This window comes from Streptomyces polyasparticus, assembly GCF_014493765.1.
GTDB lineage: Bacteria > Actinomycetota > Actinomycetes > Streptomycetales > Streptomycetaceae > Streptomyces > Streptomyces polyasparticus.
In genome coordinates this window covers 96,435-117,248 of sequence record NZ_JACTVJ010000011.1, presented here as the reverse complement: position 1 = coordinate 117,248, position 20,814 = coordinate 96,435, and the positions used below count along the sequence as shown (strand labels likewise).

Genomic DNA, 20,814 nt, shown 5'->3' with positions numbered 1-20,814 from the left:
CACCCCTGTCTTCCCGGCAGGGGTGCGGGGCTTTTCACGGCTCCTGAGCACCACCGGGAGCACCGCCCCTCACTTCGCCCCGAGCACCGCCCCACACCCGGCCCCCGCGCACCACCGCACCCCGCCCCGGACCGCCTCCCCCAAGGGCTCCCCCTCCTCTCAGCGCGCCATCAGGCGAATCGCAAAAATGTTCGATACAGTGGCCTGACCAGGTCACCGAGGCGGGCGTGGTCGACAGGTAGGCAGGGGGTAGCAGTGGCGAGGTGGTACGGATGCACAGCTTTACGCATCTGCACACCGTCTCCGGGTTCTCCCTGCGTTACGGAGCCTCGCACCCCGAGCGGCTCGCCGAGCGGGCCGCCGAACGCGGAATGGACGCGATCGCGCTGACCGACCGGGACACCCTCGGCGGATCGGTGCGGTTCGCCAAGGCGGCGGGCAAGGCCGGGGTGCGCCCCCTGTTCGGGGTGGATCTCGCCGTGGCCACCCCCGCCGAGGAAGTGAAGCGGACCGAGCGGCGCCGCACCCCCGTACGCGGCGGCGCGTTCGTCGACGAGTCGGCCCAGCGCGTGGTCTTCCTCGCGCGGGACGGCGCCCGCGGCTGGGCGGAGCTGTGCCGCCTGGTCACGGCGGCACACGCCACCGGAGCACAGCGACCGCTGCTGCCGTGGGACGCGGCAGCGGCCGAGCACCTCACGATCCTGCTCGGCCCCACCTCCGACGTCGGCCGTGCCCTGGCCGGGGGCCGCCCCGACCGCGCGGCCCGGCTGCTCGCGCCCTGGCGTGAGCGCTTCGGGGACGCCGCGCTGCGGATCGAGGTCGTCTCGCACGGGCTGAGCGGCACCGGCACGGGCTCCCTGCGGCACGCCGCCCGCTCCCTCGGCTTCGCCGCCGACCAGCGGATCACCCCGGTGCTCACCAACTCCGTGCGCTACGCCGACGAGGGCCAGGGCCCGGTCGCCGATGTCCTCGACTCCGCGCGCCGGCTCGTCCCCATCGACCGGCGCGGCACGCTCGACCCCGGCGAGCGCTGGCTCAAGCCGTCCGCCGCGATGGCCCGTATCGCCGAGCAGGTCGCCGAGGCCGCCGGATACCGGAAGAACACCGCACAGCGACTGCTCACGGTCACCGAGGACACCGCGGCGGCCTGCCGGGTCGACCCCGAGGACGACCTGGGCATCGGCCGTGTCCACTTCCCCGAGCCGGACCTCGTCGGGGCCTCCCGCCGCACCCCGGAGCGGGTGCTGCGCTCGAAGTGCGCGGCGGGGATGGTGCTGCGCCACTACGACCGCAAGCACGCGTACTGGGACCGCCTGGAGGACGAGCTGCGCCTGATCGACCGGCTCGGCTTCGCCTCGTACTTCCTCACGGTCGCCCAAGTCGTCGAGGACACCAGGGACTTGGGGATACGGGTCGCCGCACGCGGCTCCGGCGCGGGCTCCCTGGTCAACCATCTCCTGAACATCGCCACCGCCGACCCCGTCGAACACGGCCTGCTCATGGAGCGGTTCCTGTCCGACAAGCGCGCCGAGCTGCCCGACATCGACATCGACGTGGAATCCGCCCGCCGCCTGGAGGTCTACCGCGCGATCCTCGGCCGCTTCGGCCCGCAGCGGGTCGCGACCGTGTCGATGCCGGAGACGTACCGCGTCCGTCATGCCGTACGCGACACAGGTCTCGCGCTCGGGCTCGACCCGGCCGAAGTGGACCGGCTCGCGAAGTCCTTCCCGCACATCCGGGCGCGCGACGCCCGCGCCGCCCTGGCCGAACTGCCGGAGCTGCGCGGCATCGACCCGGGGGCGTACGGGCCGCAGATGTGGGACCTCGTCGAGGCCCTGGACGCGCTGCCGCGCGGCATCGCCATGCACCCGTGCGGCGTGCTGCTCTCCGACACCTCGCTCCTTCGGCGCACCCCGGTCATGCCGACCAGCACCGAGGGCTTCCCCATGTCCCAGTTCGACAAGGAGGACGTCGAGGATCTCGGCCTGCTCAAGCTCGATGTGCTCGGTGTGCGGATGCAGTCCGCGATCGCCCATGCCGTCACCGAGATCGAGCGCACCACCGGCCGACACATCGCCATGGAGGACCCCGCACAGGTGCCGCCGGCCGACCCCAAGACGTATCAACTCATCAAGTCCTCGCAGACCTTGGGCTGTTTCCAGACCGAGTCGCCCGGCCAGCGCGACCTCATCGCGCGCCTTCAGCCGGAGACCTTCCACGACCTGGTGGTCGACATCTCGCTCTTCAGGCCCGGTCCCGTGGCGGCGAACATGGTCGATCCGTTCATCAAGGCCCGGCACGGCAAGCAGGAGCCCGACTACCCGCACGAGGACCTCAGGGACGCCCTTGAGGACACGTACGGCGTGGTCGTCTTCCATGAGCAGATCATCAGGATCCTGAACGTGATGACCGGCTGTTCGCTCGCCTTCGGCGACTACACCCGGCGCGCGCTGTCCAATCCCGAGCTGATCGGGCGGGTGCGGGCCTGGTTCGCGGAGGAGGCCGGCAGGCGCGGCTACCCGCACGAGGCGATCCAGCGGACCTGGGAGATCATCGAGGCCTTCGGCGCGTACGGCTTCTGCAAGGCGCATGCCGTGGCATTCGCCGTGCCCTCCTACCAGTCGGCCTGGCTGAAGGCCCATCACCCGGCGGCCTTCTACGCGGGGCTGCTCACGCACGACCCGGGGATGTATCCGAAGCGGCTGCTGCTCGCGGATGCGCGGCGAAGGGGCGTGCCGATCCTGCCCCTTGATGTGAATGCCTCGGACTCCGCCTATCTAATCGAACTGGTGTCTGATCCGAGCGTTCCGAAGGGCACTCACGGCGTACGGCTGGCGCTCAGCGACGTGCGCGGGATGAGCGAGGCCGAGGCCGCACGGATCGTCGCGGGCCGTCCGTACACCTCGCTCCAGGACTTCCTGTCGCGGGCCCGCCCCTCCCGTCCGGTCGCCGAACGGCTCGCGCAGGTCGGCGCGCTGGACGCCTTCGGCCGCAACCGACGCGATCTGATGCTGCACATCGCCGAACTGCAGAAGGGCCAGAAGGGCGCCTCTCAGGGCCAGTTGACGCTGGGCGAGAGCGATGACGCACCGGCGGAGGTCGCGCCCGCCCATCTGCCCGACCTGGACGACGTCGAGCGGCTCGGGGCCGAGCTGGGCATCCTCGGCATGGACACCTCGCGCCATCTCCTCGGCGACCACCGGGAGTTGCTGGACGAACTGGGCGTGGCCACCGCCCAGCGCCTCAAGGACCTGCCGCACGGGCAGGTGGTCCTGGTCGCGGGCGCGAAGGGCGCGGTGCAGACCCCGCCGATCCGCTCGGGCAAGCGCGTCATCTTCACCACGCTCGACGACACGAGCGGCCTGGTGGACTGCGCGTTCTTCGAGGACAGCCACGACGCCTGCGCGCACACCGTCTTCCACTCCTGGCTGCTGCTCGTACGAGGAGTGGTGCAGCGCCGCGGCGGCGGCAGCGGCAAGGCGCTCTCGGTGACCGGCTCGGCCGCCTGGGACCTGGCCGAACTCGCCGAACTGCGACGCACGGGCGGCCTTTCGGCGGTGACGGAACGGCTCACCGCGGACCGGCCGGGCACGGACCCCGCCGGGGACGGCCGCAGCATCCGCCTGGAGACCGGCTACGAGCTGCACCCCTGGGCGGATCTGCAGCCGCCCGGTGAATCGGTCAAGCAGAGCCGCAAGTTGTGGCACCAGAGTCCGGGGAGTGCGGGATGAGCGGCGACAGCAAGGAGGAGACACACGGGATGCGGAGCAAGGAGGAGACGCACGGGGTGCAGATCATGTACATCCACTTCCACGACCTGGCGGACGAGCAGATCTACCGCCATCTCCTCTCCCTCCTGGCCGAGTTCACCCCGCAGGTCCAGGCCCTGCCCCCGGACGCCGCGCTCGCCGACGTCTCCGGCAGTCTGCGCTACTTCGGTACGGACGCACCCGGTCTGGCCGAGCGCATCCGGGTCCGTACGGGCGGTCTGTACGGGCTCCGCTCCACGGTCGGTATCGCCGCGAACCCGATGCTGGCCCGGATGGTCGCGGCCGACGGACCGCCCTCGGCCGTGCGCACCCTGCCCGACGATCTCGGCGAAGTCGCCGCGTTCCTCGCCGAGAAGCCCGCGGCCGCGCTGCACGGAGTGGGTCCCGCGACGAGCCGGACCCTGTCCTCGTACGGCCTCGACTCCATCGGCAGGATCGCCGCCGCTCCCCTCGGGACCTTGCAGCGGATCCTCGGTGCCGCGGCCGGCCGCCGCCTGCACGACGCGGCCCGCGGACTCGACCCGACCCCGGTGATCCCGGCGGGTCCGCCCCGTACGCTGCGCGTCGAACACCGTTTCCCGCAGGACGAGTTGGACCACGACCGACAGCGCGCCGCCCTGCTCGCCCTCACCGACCGCCTCGGCCTGCAGCTGCGCGGCGAGGCCCAGGCGGCCCGCGCCCTGACGCTCACGGTCCGCTATGCCGACCGCTCCACGACCACCCGCACGCGCACTCTGCGCGAGGCCACCGCCCACACTCCCCCGCTGACGGCCCTCACCTACACGCTCCACGACAAGCTCGCCCTGCAGCGCGCCCGGGTCCGCTCCTTCGCGCTGCGCGCCGATGACCTGGTCCCCGCCGAACACGCCTCCCACCAGCTGCTCTTCGATCCCACGGACGACAAGGCCCGGCGGATCGAGGAAGCCGTCGACCGCGCCAGGAAGAAGTACGGAGCGAACGCGGTGGGGCCGGCCGCGGCGCCGACGCACGCCGCATGACCGCCCCCTCAGACCTGCCGCACCCGCCGCCCGCAGACGACAAGGAGCGGCCCCCGCGCCCGCCGTGCGAGCCGTGGGCTCACCGCGCCGAGCAGGCGGCCGGTGAGCCGGCCAAGACCCCGGGTGCCCACCACGGTGAGGGCGGCGTGGGCGCTCTCGCGGGCGAGGACGCGTACGGGGCCGCCCTGCACGGCGGCCGTGACCACGGGCAGGGACGGGTGGCGGGCATGGACGCGCGCGGCGCAGGACGCGAGGACCGGGCCCGCTTCGTCGCGGTCGTGCACCGCGTAGACGACGCGGAGTGTGCTGCCGCGCCGGGCCGCTTCGACGGCCGCCCGGTCGAGGGCCCGCGTGGAGAACAGGGAGCCGTCGACACCGACGACCACAGGCCGGCCGTTCATGGCACTCATGCCGCTCACAGCGTCCACAGCGTTCATGAGGAGCACTTCCTTTCTCGTACGGGATCGCTCGCCGGACATCCATCGGCAGACGCCGGTACGGCGGACCCGCCAACGAGTCCGCCGCACCTCCCGCGTCACCGGAGCCAGGGGCTGCGGCGGACGAACGGGAGCTCGGACCAGCGCTTGCCCGCGCCGAGGGTGTTGCCCGCGGACGCGGCGGCCAGGGCGATCAGGACGACCGCGTAGATCAGGTGGTACTCCGCGAAGGGGTTCGTCGACATGCTGGGCGAACCGTCCGAGAGGTGCTTGGCGGGCGGCCATTCGGCGATCCACATCAGCGCCATCATCACGGTCCCCGCGAGCGCCGCGAACCTCAGCGCCACACCGGCGATGAGCGCGACGCCGATGCCGAGCAGACCCAGCATGAACAGCCAGTCGGCCCAGGGGTCGCCGGCCCAGGAGTGGAAGGTGGACTCCATCGGTCCCACCGCGACGGAGCCGAGGAAACCCTTGGTCGGCGAGCCGCCGTCGATCCAGGCCTTGTCCGATCCGGTGGCGTAGCCGAGGCCGAAGGTCTTGTCCAGGAAGGCCCACAGGAAGACGAACCCGGTGAGCAGACGCACCGCGGCGAGGGCGTATCCCTGCGCGGTCCGCGCGCTGCTGTGTGCCGACACGGCGGACTGCGCGGGGTCCGCGGACTCCCCGGTGTTCCGCCGGCCACGGAAGGCCGGCAGATGGAAGCCGTGCCCGCGGTGGGGAGACTCGTGTACAGCCATGACGGTGATCCCTTCGGAAAGCCCCGGGGGTCCGGGACGGTCTGGGAAGCCCCGGGAGTCCGGGGCGGTCTTTTGCCCTACGCCCTCACTCTCGGCTCCCTTGAGCCGGGGGGCGTGGTGCCGAAGGTCCGCCTCCGAGGGCTGAACAGCCTTTTCCGCAGGGCCGATCGGGGTATGTCGTGGGGCGCGCGGCGGCTACGGTGAACACCGCAGGGATCTCTCGGGCGCGCAGGTGGGGGCTTGAACATGGGTGGCGAACAGGTCCGCGGTCCGGGGCAGATGCCGCAACTGCGGCTGGACGAGCTCCTCGACGAGCTGCAGACGAGGATCGGTGCCGTGCGCGGCACGCGGGACCGGCTGCACAGCCTGCTCGAGGCGGTGCTCTCGGTCGGGCGCGAACTCGACCTGGCGCAGGTGCTGCAGCGGATCGTGGAGACCGCGGTGGCGCTCGTCGACGCCGGGTACGGGGCGCTGGGCGTGATCGGGCAGGGGCAGATGCTCGACGAGTTCCTGCCGGTGGGGATCAGCGAGGAACTCCGTTCCCAGATCGGCGACCTGCCCTCAGGGCACGGACTGCTCGGCGAACTGATCCGCAATCCCGAGCCGCTGCGCCTTGCCGAGCTGAGGGACCATCCGGCCTCGTCGGGATTCCCCGACCACCATCCGCCGATGCACTCCTTCCTCGGTGTGCCCATCCGGGTGCGGGACAAGGTGTTCGGGAATCTCTACCTGACCGAGAAGCACAACGGCGCCGAGTTCGACGCCGAGGACGAGTCGGTGCTCTCCACCCTCGCGGTGGCGGCGGGGATCGCCATCGAGAACGCGCGTCTGTACGAGGAGGCCCGGCTGCGGGAGCGGTGGCTCGAGGCGAGCGCCGAGTTCACCCAGAAGCTGCTCTCGGGCGGATCGGAGATCGAGGTGCTCGCCCTGATGGTCGAGCGGGCGCAGCAGATCATCTCGGCCGACCTCGGGATCGTGGAACTGGTCGAGCAGAACGACGACTTGCGGCCCGTCATCGCGCTGGGGCAGGGCGCCGAGGCCTTCCTGGACACCGTCCTGCCGCGCGAGGGGACGCTCGCGGGCACGGTGCTCGTGTCGGGTGTGCACGCCGAGTCGGCGGACATCCGCACGGACCCGCGCGTGACGTTCCGGCCGGAGCGCTGGGCGGGCATCGGGCCGGTGGTGGCCGTGCCGCTGAGCACGGGTGAAGGTGTACGGGGCGTGCTGCTGCTCGCGCGCAGCGCCGGCCGGCCGGTGTTCGGGCAGTCCGAGACCTCACCGCTCGCCGGGTTCGCCGGGCAGGCCGCGCTGGCCCTGGAGCTGGCGGACCGGCGGCGCGAGGCCGAGCAGGTGAGCCTGCTCGCCGACCGGGACCGGATCGCGCGGGATCTGCACGATCTGGCGATCCAGCGGCTGTTCGCCACGGGCATGACGCTGCAGAGCGCGCAGCGGTTCGTGGACCATCCGGAGGCCTCCGAGCGGCTGATGCGCGCGGTCGACGACCTCGACACCACCATCAAGATCATCAGGTCGACCATCTTCGGACTGCGGGAGCACGAGGCTCCGGGCGGCGCCCCCGGGCTGCGCGTTCGGGTCGTACGGACCGTGGAGGAGGCCGTGCCGACGCTGGGATTCACCCCGGCGGTCCGGATGGAAGGCCTGATCGAGACGGACGTGCCGCGCGCGGTGACCGACGACGTGGTCGCCGTCCTGGTCGAGGCCCTGTCGAACGTGGCGCGGCACGCACGGGCCGCGCGGGCCGAGGTCTCTCTCGTGGTGCACAAGGGCATGCTGCGGCTGACCGTCGAGGACGACGGCACGGGGATGCAGAACGGCGACGGGCACCGCGGCGGTCTGCGCAACCTCGCCGAGCGGGCCGAGCGCCTCGGCGGCGAACTCACCGTCGCCGTCGGCGATCTGGGCGGTACGCGGCTGTCCTGGCGCATTCCCGTGGACGGGTCCTGACCGGAGGTGACGATCCAGGGCCCGCCCGGTCCGACCGGACGGGGACGCCCTGCCGCCGGTTGTCCCGGCCGGAGGCGACGCCCTGCAGCCCTGCCCGTCCCGACCGGAGGCGACGCCCCCTCAGCACTGCCTGTCCCGACCGGAGGCGAGGCCCCCTCAGCCCTGCCGCTCCTGCTCCTGGGAGGGCTGCACCTGCGCCGCGATCACCGCCGCCTGCACCCGGCGTTCGACACCCAGCTTGGACAGCAGCCGCGAGATGTGGTTCTTGACGGTCTTCTCGGACAGATACAGCTGCTTGCCGATCTGCCGGTTGGTGAGCCCCTCGCCGATGAGGCCGAGAATGGCCCGTTCGCGCTCGTTGAGGGAGGCAAGGCGGGCGTCCTCGGGAGCGTCCGCCCCCGGCTCCGGACCGCGCAGGCTGCGCATCAGCCGCGCGGTGGTGGCCGGGTCGAGCAGCGACTGCCCGGACGCGACCGTCCGTACGGCGGTGATCAGGTCCGAGCCCTTGATCTGCTTGAGGACATAGCCGGCCGCACCGGCCATGATCGCGTCGAGCAGCGCGTCCTCGTCGTCGAAGGACGTCAGCATCAGACAGGCGAGCTCCGGCATCCGCGAGCGCAGTTCGCGGCAGACGGTGATCCCGTCGCCGTCCGGCAGCCTGATGTCGAGCACGGCGACGTCCGGCCGCAGCGCCGGGCCGCGCACCAGGGCCTGCTCGCTGGTGGCCGCATCGCCGACGACCTCGATGTCCGGTTCGGCGCCGAGCAGATCGCGCAGGCCGCGGCGGACTACTTCGTGGTCGTCGAGGAGGAACACCCTGATCGGGGCCGCCTCGTGTGCTGCGGTCGGTGCGCTCATCTCTGCCCCTCGTCGGTGGTGCACGGGCACGCCGGTATCGGCGCGGCCCTCCGAGCCTGGCCTCCCACAGGCTCTTTCCGCCAGGGGCCGAACGGTCCAACTCGGCGTGCGGGACGAGATCTTGGGCAGGGCAGCTCGCTCACGCGGCGTCGTGGAAGTCCATCCGGATGTCGATCACGCCCTCCACCGCCCGTACGGCACGTGCGAGGACCGGGACGAACGAGCGGTCGCGCAGGGATCCGTCGAGCGTCACCACACCGTCGGCCACCCGCACGTCCAGATCCGGAGCCGACGGCAGCTGCGCCACCACACTGCGGCGGATCTCGTCGGCGATCTCCTCGTCCGGCCGCAGGAACACCTTGAGCAGATCGCCCCGGCTGACCACGCCCTGCAGCAGCCCGGACGCGTCGACGACCGGGAGCCGCTTGACGCTGTGGTGGGCCATGATGCGGGCGGCCTCGGCGAGCGTGGCGCCCGCCTGCACGGTGACAGCGGGGCTGGTCATCAGTTCACCGGCCGTGACCGCACCCGCCTTCGCGAGGTCGGGCAGCCGGCGTATGACGTCGTACCTGCTCGGGTCGTCGTCGCGGAATTCCTCCTTGGGCAGCAGGTCCGCCTCGGACACGACACCGACGACACGGCCCTCGCCCTCGATGACGGGCAGCGCGCTGATCTTCCATTGGCCGAGCAGCTGGACGATCTCCTTGAAGGCCGCGTCACGGCCGACCGCTACGGCGGTATGGGTCATCACATCGCTGACGATGTGCGGAGAGTCGGGCATCGGGTTCCCCTCTCAGGAGTGGACTTCCCCCAGGGTGCATACGGTGCTGTCGCCGCAGGCGTGCTGCGGCGCGAGGCGGATCCGGTCGGCGTGCACGCCGCGCCGCGCGAGCTCCCCGGCGACGGTGTGCAGCATCCGCTCGGGTCCGCAGACGAACGCGGAGGTGTATTCGGGGTCGAAGGCGGTCCGGGCCAACAGGCCTTCCACCGGACCCACTTCACCGTGCCAGCGGTAGTCGGGACGGTCCACGGTCAGGCCCGTGTACGTGGTCTGCCAGCGCCGGGTCTCGTACGTGGCCATCAGACCGTCGGGGGCGGGCGCGCCGATCAGCAGGCTGATGCCGCCGTACGCCGCGCGGTCGGCGAGCGCGTCGCGGATCAGCGGCCGCAGCAGGGCGAGTCCGATGCCGTACGCCACGATCACCAGATCGTGGCCGAGCGCCTTCTCCAGGTCCCAGCCGCCGCCGTACGGACCCGTCAGCCGCAGCTGTTCGCCTGTGCGTGCCTCGTACAGCAGAGGTCCCGCGGCGGCCCGGACGGTGACGGCGAGACCGCCGGTGGCGGGCAGGGCGCTGACCGGCAGGGCGTGTCCGGCGACCGCCACGTACTGGCCGGGGGCGATGCCGGGCAGGGACTCCCCCACCGGTGCGAGCCGCAGCGTGACGGCGTCGGGCGTCTCCCGCCAGCGGGCCGTCACACGGTACGCGAGCGGGGTCATCGCGGGCCTCCGCTGCCGTACGGGGCGTACAGGTCGAGCAGCCGGGTGCGGGCGGCGAGCAGCCGGTGGGCGAGGACCTGGCCGATCCACTGTGCCGTCGCCTTGCCGAACTCGGGGTCGTCCGCGCACATCGCCCGTACGGCCGCGGCGTCGAACTCGAAGGCGCGCACCGGAGTCGTGGCCTCGGCGCCCAGCTGCCACACGTACGGCGGGAACAGCCAGGACCAGCCGACCAGTTCACCGAAGCCGAGGCGTTCGATGACCGGGGCGCGGCGGCCGGGTACGTACATGTCGAGGGCGACGGTGCCGGAGCGGATGATCCAGAACCGGTCGGCCCGGCCGCCTTCCTTGAACAGGCGGGTGCCGGCGGGGATGTTGACCTCGTCGGCGATGCGCATCAGCCGGTTGCGGTGCTCGGCGGAAAGGCTCTGCACCATCCGGGGGGTTGCGGTGGTGAGGGTCATGGCTGCCTCCTCTTTCCGTTGTCCTGCACCCACAGCGTCGGACCCGTGACCCGGTACGGGGCAGGGGCCGTTCGGCCCGGTCCGGCGGGCCGGTCGGGTCTCCCCGGCCGGACCCGGCCGGACCCGGCCGGCCCGCCGGACTTCACAGCCTGCGCATCCAGTCGTCGGAGAGTCCGTGCAACTCGGCCTGCACGGGCCGCAGATGGGCGTCGTCGAAGCGGAAGGTGAGCTCGTCGGTGACCGCGACCACACCGTCCACCAGGCGTGCCATGCGGACGGCCAGCTCGGTCTCGCTGCGGCGCTCCAGCTGTCCGTGCAGAGTCACCACGCCGTCGCGGACGAAGACGTCGACGCTGCGCGGGGACAGCCACAGCGTGCGCACGAGGACCTCGTCGGCGACCTCCTGGCGGATGTCCTCGTCGCTGCGCAGGAACATCTGCAGCAGGTCGCGGCGGGTGACGATGCCGACGAGGCGCTCCTCCTCGTCCACCACCGGCAGCCGTTCGACACGGTGTGCGGCCATGGTGCGGGCGGCCTCGGCGACGGTGTCCTCGGCGTGCACGGTGATCGCCGGCCGGGACATCAGCTGTCCGGCCGTACGGGCCACCGCCTTGGCCCGGCGCCTGCGGGCCGCCTTGGCCGGCAGCGGCCAGTGCCGTCCGCCGGATGCCACGTGCGGGTCCGCCGCCTGACGTGCCATGAGGTCGGTCTCCGAGATCACCCCGATGACGCGGTCCTCGGTGTCGACGACGGGCAGGCCGCTGATGCGGTGCCCGTTCAGGAGCCGGGCGATCTCCTTGAAGGGGGTGCCGTACCGGGCCTGGACGACGTCGCTCGTCATCACCGAGCCGACTTTGCTGTGTTTCATGTCCCTTTCCTTCCAAGGCGGTTGAGGCCGGCCCTTTGCGAGGCCGCCGAAGTCAGCGCAGGCGCCGCAGATGGGGGTCGCGCCCGTCGCGCGGCAGGAGCCGTACGCGGGCGTCGAGGGCCGTGACTCCCTCCGGCCTGACCAGCACCGGGTTGAGGTCGGCCTCCGCCAGCTGCGGCAGATCGTCCGCGAGCCGGGACAGCCGCAGGAGCAGCTGTTCCAGGCCCTCCAGGTCCACAGGCCCCGAGCCGTCGCTGCCGAACAGCAGCGGCGCACAGCGGGGCGCGGTGATCAGATCGTGGACGTCGTGGTCGGTCAGCGGCGCGAGGCGGGCCGCGTGGTCGGCGAGCACTTCGGTGGCGGTGCCGCCGAGGCCGAACAGGACCAGCGGTCCGAAGACCTCGTCCTGGACGACTCCCGCGAACAGTTCCGTGCCGCGCGGGGCGAGCGGCTGGACGACCGCGCCGGTCATCAGCCCGTCGAAGCGCAGCGCGAAGTCACGGTAGGCGGACCGCACTTGGGCATCGCCGCGCAGGTCCAGACGGACCGCGTGCTGCCGGCTCTTGTGCAGCAGGCCCGGCCAGTGGGCCTTGAGGACGGTCAGGCCGTCCGGGCCCTTGAGCCGTTCCGCGGCGAGCACCGCCTCGTCCTCGCTCTCGGCCCAGGCCCAGGGCTGCTGCGGAATGCCGTAGCAGCCGAGCAGTTCGGCGCAGTCGCGCGGGCCGAGCCAGCCGCCCTGCGGGTGGCGTTCCAGATAGGACGCGACCAGGGCGCGGGCCCGTGGCGTGTCCACCCCGTCGAGCGCGGGAACGGTGCCGGGCGGCCGGGCCAGCCACTGGTCGCGGGCCGCCGCGTGGGCCAGGGCCCGGGCGGCCGTCTGCGCATCGGCGTACGCGGGCACGCTGCCCGTGTCGGCGGACAGGAGCTTCACGGGCTGCGCCTGGTCGAGCAGGACCGCGGCGAGGGTGCGCGAACGCAGCTCGTCGGGCGTGTGGCACAGGGCGTGGTGCAGCACGTCGCCGGTCGCCGCGGCGACGGCGGTGGGCACGAGGGCGACCAGAACCGCGTCGATACCGGGTGCGGCCGCGAGCCGGTCGAGGCAGGCGCGCAGTTGCTCCTCGCTCACGGCGGCGGTGGTGTCGACCGGGTTGGTGGCGGTCGCCCCCGAAGGCAGTACGGCGAGGAGGTCCGCGACCACGGAGGGGGTGAGCGGCGGCAGTTGCAGGCCCGCTTCGACGCAGGCGTCGGCGGCGAGCACCCCGGCGCCGCCCGCGTTGGTCACGATCGCCACGCGGGTGCCCGAGGGCAGCGGCTGGGTGTGCAACAGGGCGGCCGTCGCGAGCAGTTCGGGTACGGAACGGGTGGCGGTGATGCCGGCCTGGGTGAACAGCGCCTGGCGGGTCATCGCCGAGGTGGCGGCGGCCGCGGTGTGCGAGGCGGCCGCGCGCCGGCCCGCGTCGGTGCGGCCCGCGTCCACGGTGAGGATCGGCAGCCGGCGGGTGACCCGGCGGGCGGTACGCGAGAAGGCGCGCGGATTGCCGAACGACTCCAGATGCAGCACCGCAAGCTCCGTACGGCCGTCGCCTTCCCACCACTGCAGCAGGTCGTTGCCGCTGACGTCGTATTTGTCGCCGAGCGAGACGAAGTCGGACACCCCGATGCCGAGCCGGTCCAGGCCGCCGAGCAGCGCGATCCCGATCCCGCCGGACTGCACGGCCACCCCCGCGCTGCCCGGACGCGGCGCGGCCGCGGCGAACGTGGCGTTGAGCCGCACGGACGCCTCCGTGTTCGCGACGCCCAGGCAGTTGGGCCCGACGAGCCGCATCCCGTACTCGCGGCATGCGCCCAGGAGTGCCTTGGCCTGGTGGGCGTCGAGGTCGGAGGAGATCACGAGCAGGGCGCGGACGCCGAGTTTGCCGCACTCCTCCGCGATGCCCGGAACCGCTGCGGCGGGTACGGCGAGCACCGCGAGGTCCGGCGTCTGCGGCAGCTCGCCGAGAGCCGGATACGCGTGCACGCCCAGGATCTGGACGGCTTTCGGGTGCACCGCGTACAGCCGGCCCGTATAGCCACCGGAGCACAGATTGCGCAGCACGGCACGGCCGACGGAGCCCGGCTTGCGGCCCGCTCCGACGACGACCACCGACTCCGGCCGCAGCAGCGGCTGCAGGCTGGCCACGTCGGCGGTGCGGCCCCGTCCTTCGACGGCGGTCAAGTAGTCCTCCGACGGTGCCAGTTGGACGGTGCAGCGCACTTCAGGTCCTTCGAAGCGCCGCGTCGTGCGCAGCCCGAGGTCGGCGAAGACCTTCAGGACTTCGTGGTTCTCGGCGAGCGCGTCCGCGGTGAACGCGGTGATGCCCGCGGCGCGGGCGGCGGAGACGAGGTGCTCCAGGAGCAGGGTGCCGAGACCGCGGTGGTGCCAGTGGTCGTCGACGGCGAGGCCGATCTCGGCCGTGGCCCCGGTCCCTGAGGAGTCCGCCTCGTATTCGGCGATCCCCACGAGCCGGCCCGCGTGCTCGGCGAGCAGCGCCCGGTGGACGGAGGCCACCCGGGTCGCCCGGTCGGCCGCCTGCTCCGCCGAGCGGTGGCTGACGGAGAAGAACCGCAGGCGCAGATTCTCGGGTGACATCGCCTCGTACAGGCGCAGCACCGCAGTGTGGTCGGCGGGGACCGCGGGCCGCAGGCACACGGTCGTGCCGTCGGTCAGCAGGGCGTGCACCTGACCGCCAGGGGTGGGTGTTGTGGTCATGGCATTCCTCGCGCGTCTCGTCGGCAGGTGAACGAGTCCAGCGTCCGGCGCCCTGCAGTCCCTCCCCAGAGGCCGACCGGGCAGCGGCAAGGGCCGACCGGCCCCTCACGCACGGCCCGTGGGCAGTGACAGCGTCGGACGGGAAGCACACGAATGCCCGTGCACGAAGGAGGAGTTGAGGATCGTGGAACGAGTTCTGGTCGTAGGCGTCGACGGTTCGGAGCACAGCCTGCAGGCCCTGGACTGGGCTGCGGAGGAGGCCGTGCGCCGCGGCACGGAGCTGCGGATCGTGCACGGCTCCAGCTGGGAGTGGTACGAGGGCCACGAGCCGTCCTTCGGCATCAGCCGCGGTTCGGTCCGCGCGTACGCGGACCGCATCGTGGCCCAGGCGGCGGAGCGCGCCCGCCGGCGTACAGTCTCGGCCAAGGTCACCACGCAGGTACTGCCGGAGGACCCGGCGGCCGCGCTGATCCGGATGAGCCGTGAGGCGGGCGCGGTGGTCGTCGGCAGCAGGGGCCACGGTGAACTGGCCGGGCTGCTGCTCGGTTCGGTGGGCCTGACGGTCTCCGCGCACGCCGAGTCGCCGGTGATCGTGGTGCGTGGCGGCGAGAAGAACCGTACGGGCGGCTTCAGGACCGTGGCCGTCGGCATCGACGAGGCGGAAGGCGCTGCGCCGGTCCTCGAGTTCGCCTTCGCCGCGGCCGCACAGCGCGGCGCCGCGGTGCGCGCCGTGCACGCCTGGCGCTGCCCGGCCCATGACGTGGCGGACTATCCGCGGTCCGCGGATGTCGTGGAGCCCCACCGGCAGAGCGCCGAGGCCCTGTTGGACAAGACGCTGGAACAGCACATGCAGGAGCACCGCGCGTTCACCGTCCACCGCGAGGCGATCGAGGGCAAGCCCCGCGCCGTGCTGCTGGACGCCGCGCGGACCGCCGATCTGCTCGTCGTGGGCGCCCGCCGTCGCAGCGGCCATGTCGGGATGCAGCTGGGGCCGGTGAACCACGCGGTCCTGCACCACTCCGCATGCCCGGTCGCGCTCGTGCCGCACGACTGAACGGGGACTGGCCCGATCCCCGCGTGGAACCCGCGCCGTCGGCAGCCGCCACCGGCTGCCGCCCCCACAAATCACCGACACAGGACGGATCTCTCATGCCCAAGGCTGCGACATCGAAGGCCGCCCCGTCGAAAGTCCGGCTCTCGGCCCTCGACGCCCACTGGCGCGCCGCCAACTACCTCGCGGTCGGCCAGATCTACCTCAAGTCCAACCCGCTGCTCACCGAGCCGCTGCGCCCGGAGCACATCAAGCCCCGGCTGCTCGGGCACTGGGGCACCTCGCCGGGTCTGAACCTCGTGCACACCCACCTCAACCGGGTGATCAAGGAACGGGATCTGGCGGCCCTGTGCATCTGGGGTCCCGGGCACGGCGGTCCCGCGGTGCTCGCCAACTCCTGGCTGGAGGGCGCGTACACCGAGACGTATCCGGACGTGAGCCGGGACGCCGCCGGTATGGAGCACCTGTTCCGGCAGTTCTCCTTCCCGGGCGGTGTGCCGAGCCATGTCGCCCCGGAGACGCCCGGTTCGATCCACGAGGGCGGCGAGCTCGGCTACTCCCTCGCCCACGCGTACGGTGCCGCCTTCGACAACCCGCACCTCCTGGTCGCCTGTGTGATCGGCGACGGCGAGGCCGAGACGGGTCCGCTGGCCGGGTCCTGGCACTCCAACAAGTTCCTCGACCCCGTGCACGACGGAGCGGTCCTGCCGATCCTGCACCTCAACGGCTACAAGATCGCCAATCCGACCGTGCTCTCCCGGCTCCCGAAGGCCGAACTCGACGCGCTGCTGCGGGGATACGGACACGAAGCCCTGTACGTGGAGGGCGACGAACCGCGCCAGGTGCACCGCGCGATGGCCCGGGCGCTCGACACGTGCCTGGACCGCATCGTGCAGATCAAGGCCAAGGCGGCCACGGCGAAGGAGCGCCCCCGCTGGCCGATGATCGTGCTGCGCACCCCCAAGGGCTGGACCGGCCCGAAGACCGTGGACGGCGACCCGGTCGAGGGCACCTGGCGCTCGCACCAGGTCCCGCTGTCCGGCGTACGCGAGAACCCGGAACATCTGCGGCAGCTGGAGGACTGGCTGCGCTCGTACCGCCCGCAGGAGCTCTTCGACGCCGGAGGCCGTCCGTTCCCGGACGTCCTCGACTGCGTGCCCGACGGCGACCGGCGTCTGGGCGCCACCCCCCACGCCAACGGCGGACTGCTCACCCGCACGCTGCCGATCCGGCCCCTGGAGGACTTCGCCGTCGCCGTGGACAAGCCAGGCACCACGCTCCACGAACCGACCCGCGTCCTCGGCGGTCTGCTCGCCGCCGTCATGGCCGACACCGCAGGGCGGCGCGACTTCCGCGTGGTCGGCCCCGACGAGACGGAGTCCAACCGGCTCCAGGCGCTGCTCTCCGTCACCGGCAAGGCGTGGCAGGCGGGGACCCTGCCCACCGACGAGCATCTCGCCCGCGACGGCCGTGTGATGGAGGTCCTGTCCGAACACCTGTGCCAGGGCTGGCTGGAGGGCTATCTGCTCACGGGCCGGCACGGTCTGTTCTCCTCGTACGAGGCCTTCGTGCACATCGTGGACTCGATGGTGAACCAGCACATCAAGTGGCTGCGCACCGCACGCCAGTTGGCCTGGCGCGCGCCCATCCCCTCGCTCAACTACCTGCTGACCTCGCATGTGTGGCGCCAGGACCACAACGGCTTCAGCCACCAGGACCCCGGTTTCGTCGACCACGTGCTCAACAAGAGCCCCGAGGTCGTACGGGTCTATCTGCCGCCGGACGCCAACACGCTGCTCTCCGTGGCCGAGCACGCCCTGCACAGCAAGGACTACGTGAACGTGATCGTGGCGGGCAAGCAGCCCTGCTTCGACTGGCTCTCCCTCGAAGAGGCCCGCGCGCACTGCGCCCGCGGCGCCGGCATCTGGGAGTGGGCCGGCAACGAGACCACGGACCGCGAACCCGACGTCGTGCTCGCCTGCGCGGGTGACGTGCCCACACAGGAAGTACTCGCCGCGGCGGCCCTGTTGCGCGAGCACCTGCCGGAGCTGGCGGTGCGCGTCGTGAACGTCGTCGACATCGCCCGTCTGATGCCGCGCGAGGAACACCCGCACGGCATGGCCGACTTCGCGTACGACGCCCTGTTCACCGCGGACAAGCCGGTGATCTTCGCGTACCACGGCTACCCGTGGCTGATCCACCGTCTTGCCTACCGCCGCACCGGCCATGCGCAGTTGCACGTACGCGGCTACAAGGAGTCCGGCACCACCACGACACCGTTCGACATGGTCGTGCGCAACGACCTCGACCGGTACCGCCTGGTCATGGACGTCATCGACCGCGTGCCGGGGCTCGCGGTGCGTGCCGCAGGCGTACGGCAGGCCATGGCCGACACCCGTACCCGCCACCACGCCTGGATCCGCGAACACGGCACCGACCTGCCCGAAGTCGCGTCCTGGTCCTGGCCCCACTGATCCCCTCGGTTCCTGGCCCACTGAGCCCCTTAGGGGGTGCCCGCAATGAAACACCTCATCACCGTCGGCGTGGACGGTTCCCGCGCGAGTCTGGACGCCGCCGACTGGGCGGCCCGCGAAGCCGCCCTGCGCGGGCTGCCGTTGCGGCTGCTCCACGCCGACGAGGCCACGGCGCACCCCACGCACCGGCCGGCACCGCAGGCGCTCGCCGGCCGGGTGCGCACCGCCCTCGACAGAGTGGCGCTCGGCCTGTCCTATGCCCACCCGGGCCTGGAGATCCATGCCGGGCAGGAGGCGGGCGCGCCGGTCGAGGTGCTCGCGGAGGCGGCGCTCGGCTCGGACACCCTGGTACTGGGTTCGCGGGGCCTGTCCGGTGTCGCCGCGTTCCTGGCCGGTTCGGTCGCCTCGGGGGTCACCGCCAGGGCCGAGCGGCCCGTGGTCCTGGTCCGCTCGGGTGAACTGCCCGAGGACGCGCACCTGTTGGGCGCCGATGGGGCGCCGTCCCGCCGCACCCCCTACCGGCCGGTGGTCCTCGGCCTCGACGTGGACCGCCCGAGCGAGGACGTGCTCGCGTACGCCTTCGAGGCGGCAGCCCTGCGCGGCGCACCGCTGCACGTGGTGCACGCCTGGACGCTGCCGCCGCTGTCGTCCCGTACGCCCGGCTTCGTGGTGCCGGCCGAACCGGCCGAGCTGCAGACCAACACGCAGGACACCCTGGCCACGATCCTCCAGCCCTGGCGCCGCAAGTACCCGGACACCCCCGTCACCGAGCACGTGGTCTACGGGCGGGCCGGTCATGAGCTTCTGAAGGCGGCCACGGCCGGCTGTCTGCTCGTCATCGGCCGCAGTATGCCCGCCGGACCGCGCCTGGGCCGCACGGCCCAGTCCGTCATCCATCACGTCGTGTGCCCGGTCGCCGTGATCCCTCACCACTGATCGCGCCCCGACCCGGCCCTGTCGCCCACCTCTCCGAAGGAGCCACCATGCCTGTACGTATCGCCGTCAACGGCTTCGGCCGCGTCGGCCGCGCCTACCTGCGCGCGGCCCTCGAACGCACCGACGGCCCCGAGATCGTCGCCGTCAACGACATCGCTCCGACCGGCACCCTGGCGCACCTGCTGGAGTACGACTCCACCTACGGCCGTCTCGGCCGCACCGTCACGCACGACGACTCCTCGCTCACCGTCGACGGCCACCGCATCGCCGTCAGCGCGGAGCGCGACCCCGCGGCACTCGACTGGAAGGGACTCGGCGTCGATGTCGTCATCGAGTCCACCGGCCGCTTCCGTACCCGCGACGCCGCGGCCCAGCACCTGGCCGCGGGCGCCCGCAAGGTCCTGATCTCCGCGCCGGGCAAGGGAGTCGACGCCACCGTGGTGATGGGCGTCAACGAAGCGGCGTACGACCCCGAGCGGCACCACGTCGTGTCCGCCGCTTCCTGCACCACCAACTGTGTGGTCCCGATGGTGAGCGTCCTGCACGAGCGCTTCGGCATCGACCGCGGTCTGATGACCACGGTGCACGGCTACACCAACGACCAGGCGCTGCTCGACGGTCCGCACAAGGACCTGCGCCGGGCCCGTTCGGCGGCGCTCAGCATCATCCCGACCAGCACGGGCGCGGCGCGGGCCGTGGGTCTGGTCCTGCCCGAACTGGACGGCGCCCTGGACGGGTTGGCGCTGCGGGTCCCGATCGAGGACGGCTCGCTCACCGACCTGACGGTGGTGCTCGGCCGCGAGACATCGGCGGACGAGGTCAACGCGGCGTTCGAGGAGGCGGCCGAGGGCCGGCTGCGCCACGTCCTGCGGGTCTCGAAGGCTCCGATCGTCTCGCGCGACGTGATCGGCGACCCGGCCTCCTGCGTCTTCGACGCACCGCTCACACAGGTCCACGGCGACCTGGTGAAGGTCTTCGGCTGGTACGACAACGAGTGGGGCTACACGAACCGGCTCCTCGACCTCACCGCGTACATGGCCACGACGCTCTGACCTGACGGTCCGGTGGCCGGGGTCCTCACCCGGGGACGACGGCCACCGGACAGCCCGCGTACTGGACGAGCGTGTGCGCGGCGGTGTCGAGCCGGTCGTGCGGCCGCCCCACGACCACCAGGCCCGAGGAACGGGATGCGTGGACCAGCGCCGCCGCCCTGCCCCGCAGGACCACGCTCCGTACGACGCGTACCCGCTCGTACTTGTCCTGCCAGGGCCGCAGCACGTCCGCGAGCCGCTGAACCTCGTGGTCCTCCCACTGCTCACGGTCCTTCGACGGGACCGCGTACGGCATCCAGCGCGCGGCGGGCGAGGGGACGGACCAGGCGTGCACGGTGTGCAGCGGGCCCTCGCGGAGTGCGGCGGCGGTGAAGGCGAAGTCCGTCGCAGCGTCCGACGGCCGGTGCGGATCGAGACCGAGCGTCACGTGCTCGGGGTCCGTGTCCGCGTCCGTCTCCGCGGGGCTGTCGGCGACCGCTCCCGCGGGGACCAGGACCGTCGGACCGTGGTGCCGTCCGGCGACGTCCAGGGCCGTCGAGCCCAGCGACGGCAGCTCGAAGTCCCCTTCACCCCGTACGCCGAGGACGAGCAGTGAACACTCCGCGGCGCAGGACAGCAGCGCCGCGTCGGCCGCCCCGGCGAGCCGCACCCCCGCGATGTCCAACTCCGGGTGTTCCGCGGCGAGTTCCCGTACGGCCAGGTCCGGCAGCGGTACGTCGAACCCCGGCCACAGGCGCGCGGTCTCGTCCGCCGCGAGCGGCGACACGTACACCACCCGCAGCGGTACGGACCGCAGCAGCGCCTCACGTGCCGCCCACCGCGCCGCCGTACGGCCGCAGGGCGAACCGTCCACTCCCACCATCACGGGCTGCCGCATGCGGGTTCACCTCTCGCGCCGTCGTATGCCTTGGAGTTCCCCTTCTCCCACGGTCGGCGCCCGCACCGGGCGGGCCC

15 protein-coding genes and 1 pseudogene are annotated in these 20,814 nt (G+C 72.4%); 7 read left to right on the top strand and 9 right to left on the bottom strand.

Features of this window, described 5'->3' with window-relative positions; genetic code table 11:
- Positions 1–272 precede the first annotated feature (272 nt).
- Positions 273–3,731: a DNA polymerase III subunit alpha gene (locus H9Y04_RS22585; RefSeq protein ID WP_187815805.1), complete on the top strand. Its 3,459-nt coding sequence runs from the start codon at positions 273–275 to the stop codon at positions 3,729–3,731.
- Positions 3,728–4,768 (top strand): DNA polymerase Y family protein, encoded by a 1,041-nt coding sequence (locus H9Y04_RS22580; RefSeq protein WP_438818132.1) that lies wholly within the window; start codon positions 3,728–3,730, stop codon positions 4,766–4,768. Before H9Y04_RS22585 ends, H9Y04_RS22580 begins: the two co-directional genes overlap by 4 nt.
- A gap of 29 nt (positions 4,769–4,797) precedes the next feature.
- On the opposite strand, the pseudogene H9Y04_RS22575 reads toward H9Y04_RS22580, so the two are convergent.
- Together H9Y04_RS22575 and H9Y04_RS22570 are read right to left on the bottom strand one after the other, a co-directional pair.
- Positions 4,798–5,169 (bottom strand): annotated as a pseudogene (locus tag H9Y04_RS22575) (universal stress protein); the annotation flags it as partial.
- Between the two features lie 134 nt (positions 5,170–5,303).
- A complete protein-coding gene (locus tag H9Y04_RS22570; protein WP_187815804.1) occupies positions 5,304–5,945 on the bottom strand; it encodes a DoxX family protein in 642 nt (213 codons plus the stop codon).
- 246 nt (positions 5,946–6,191) lie between these two features.
- Between H9Y04_RS22570 and H9Y04_RS22565 the strand changes: the two genes are divergently transcribed.
- Positions 6,192–7,910, top strand: a complete 1,719-nt coding sequence (locus H9Y04_RS22565; protein ID WP_187815803.1) for a sensor histidine kinase — start codon at positions 6,192–6,194, stop codon at positions 7,908–7,910.
- 156 nt (positions 7,911–8,066) lie between these two features.
- On the opposite strand, the gene H9Y04_RS22560 is transcribed toward H9Y04_RS22565, so the two are convergent.
- From H9Y04_RS22560 to H9Y04_RS22535, 6 genes are all read right to left on the bottom strand, one after another.
- Positions 8,067–8,768 carry a response regulator gene (locus H9Y04_RS22560; protein ID WP_187815802.1) on the bottom strand — a complete coding sequence of 234 codons (702 nt, stop codon included), beginning with the start codon at positions 8,766–8,768 and terminating at the stop codon, positions 8,067–8,069.
- A gap of 139 nt (positions 8,769–8,907) precedes the next feature.
- A complete protein-coding gene (locus H9Y04_RS22555) occupies positions 8,908–9,549 on the bottom strand; it encodes a CBS domain-containing protein (RefSeq protein WP_187815801.1) in 642 nt (213 codons plus the stop codon).
- 12 nt (positions 9,550–9,561) lie between these two features.
- Entirely contained in the window at positions 9,562–10,266 is a 705-nt protein-coding gene (locus tag H9Y04_RS22550; protein ID WP_187815800.1) for a ferredoxin reductase domain-containing protein, read from the bottom strand.
- Entirely contained in the window at positions 10,263–10,730 is a 468-nt protein-coding gene (locus H9Y04_RS22545; RefSeq protein WP_187815799.1) for a Crp/Fnr family transcriptional regulator, read from the bottom strand. The genes H9Y04_RS22550 and H9Y04_RS22545 overlap by 4 nt, the downstream gene beginning before the upstream one ends.
- A 142-nt stretch (positions 10,731–10,872) precedes the next feature.
- Complete coding sequence (locus H9Y04_RS22540; RefSeq protein ID WP_187815798.1) at positions 10,873–11,598, bottom strand: CBS domain-containing protein; 726 nt, start codon at positions 11,596–11,598, stop codon at positions 10,873–10,875.
- Positions 11,599–11,650: 52 nt separating this feature from the next.
- Complete coding sequence (locus H9Y04_RS22535; protein WP_187815797.1) at positions 11,651–14,347, bottom strand: bifunctional acetate--CoA ligase family protein/GNAT family N-acetyltransferase; 2,697 nt, start codon at positions 14,345–14,347, stop codon at positions 11,651–11,653.
- 184 nt (positions 14,348–14,531) lie between these two features.
- Here H9Y04_RS22535 and H9Y04_RS22530 point away from each other — a divergent pair, with 184 nt between their 5' ends.
- The 4 genes from H9Y04_RS22530 (at position 14,532) to gap (ending at position 19,860) form a co-directional block, all read left to right on the top strand.
- On the top strand, positions 14,532–15,401 hold the full coding sequence (locus H9Y04_RS22530) for a universal stress protein (RefSeq protein WP_308801069.1): 870 nt from the start codon (positions 14,532–14,534) through the stop codon (positions 15,399–15,401).
- 95 nt (positions 15,402–15,496) lie between these two features.
- Positions 15,497–17,872 (top strand): phosphoketolase family protein, encoded by a 2,376-nt coding sequence (locus tag H9Y04_RS22525; RefSeq protein ID WP_187815796.1) that lies wholly within the window; start codon positions 15,497–15,499, stop codon positions 17,870–17,872.
- Positions 17,873–17,917: 45 nt separating this feature from the next.
- Positions 17,918–18,808 (top strand): universal stress protein, encoded by an 891-nt coding sequence (locus tag H9Y04_RS22520; RefSeq protein WP_187815795.1) that lies wholly within the window; start codon positions 17,918–17,920, stop codon positions 18,806–18,808.
- 47 nt (positions 18,809–18,855) lie between these two features.
- Positions 18,856–19,860: a type I glyceraldehyde-3-phosphate dehydrogenase gene (gap, locus tag H9Y04_RS22515; protein WP_187815794.1), complete on the top strand. Its 1,005-nt coding sequence runs from the start codon at positions 18,856–18,858 to the stop codon at positions 19,858–19,860.
- A 25-nt stretch (positions 19,861–19,885) separates the two neighbouring features.
- Here the strand turns inward: gap and H9Y04_RS22510 are convergent, their stop codons facing one another.
- Positions 19,886–20,737: a universal stress protein gene (locus H9Y04_RS22510; RefSeq protein WP_187815793.1), complete on the bottom strand. Its 852-nt coding sequence runs from the start codon at positions 20,735–20,737 to the stop codon at positions 19,886–19,888.
- Between the last annotated feature and the right edge of the window lie 77 nt (positions 20,738–20,814).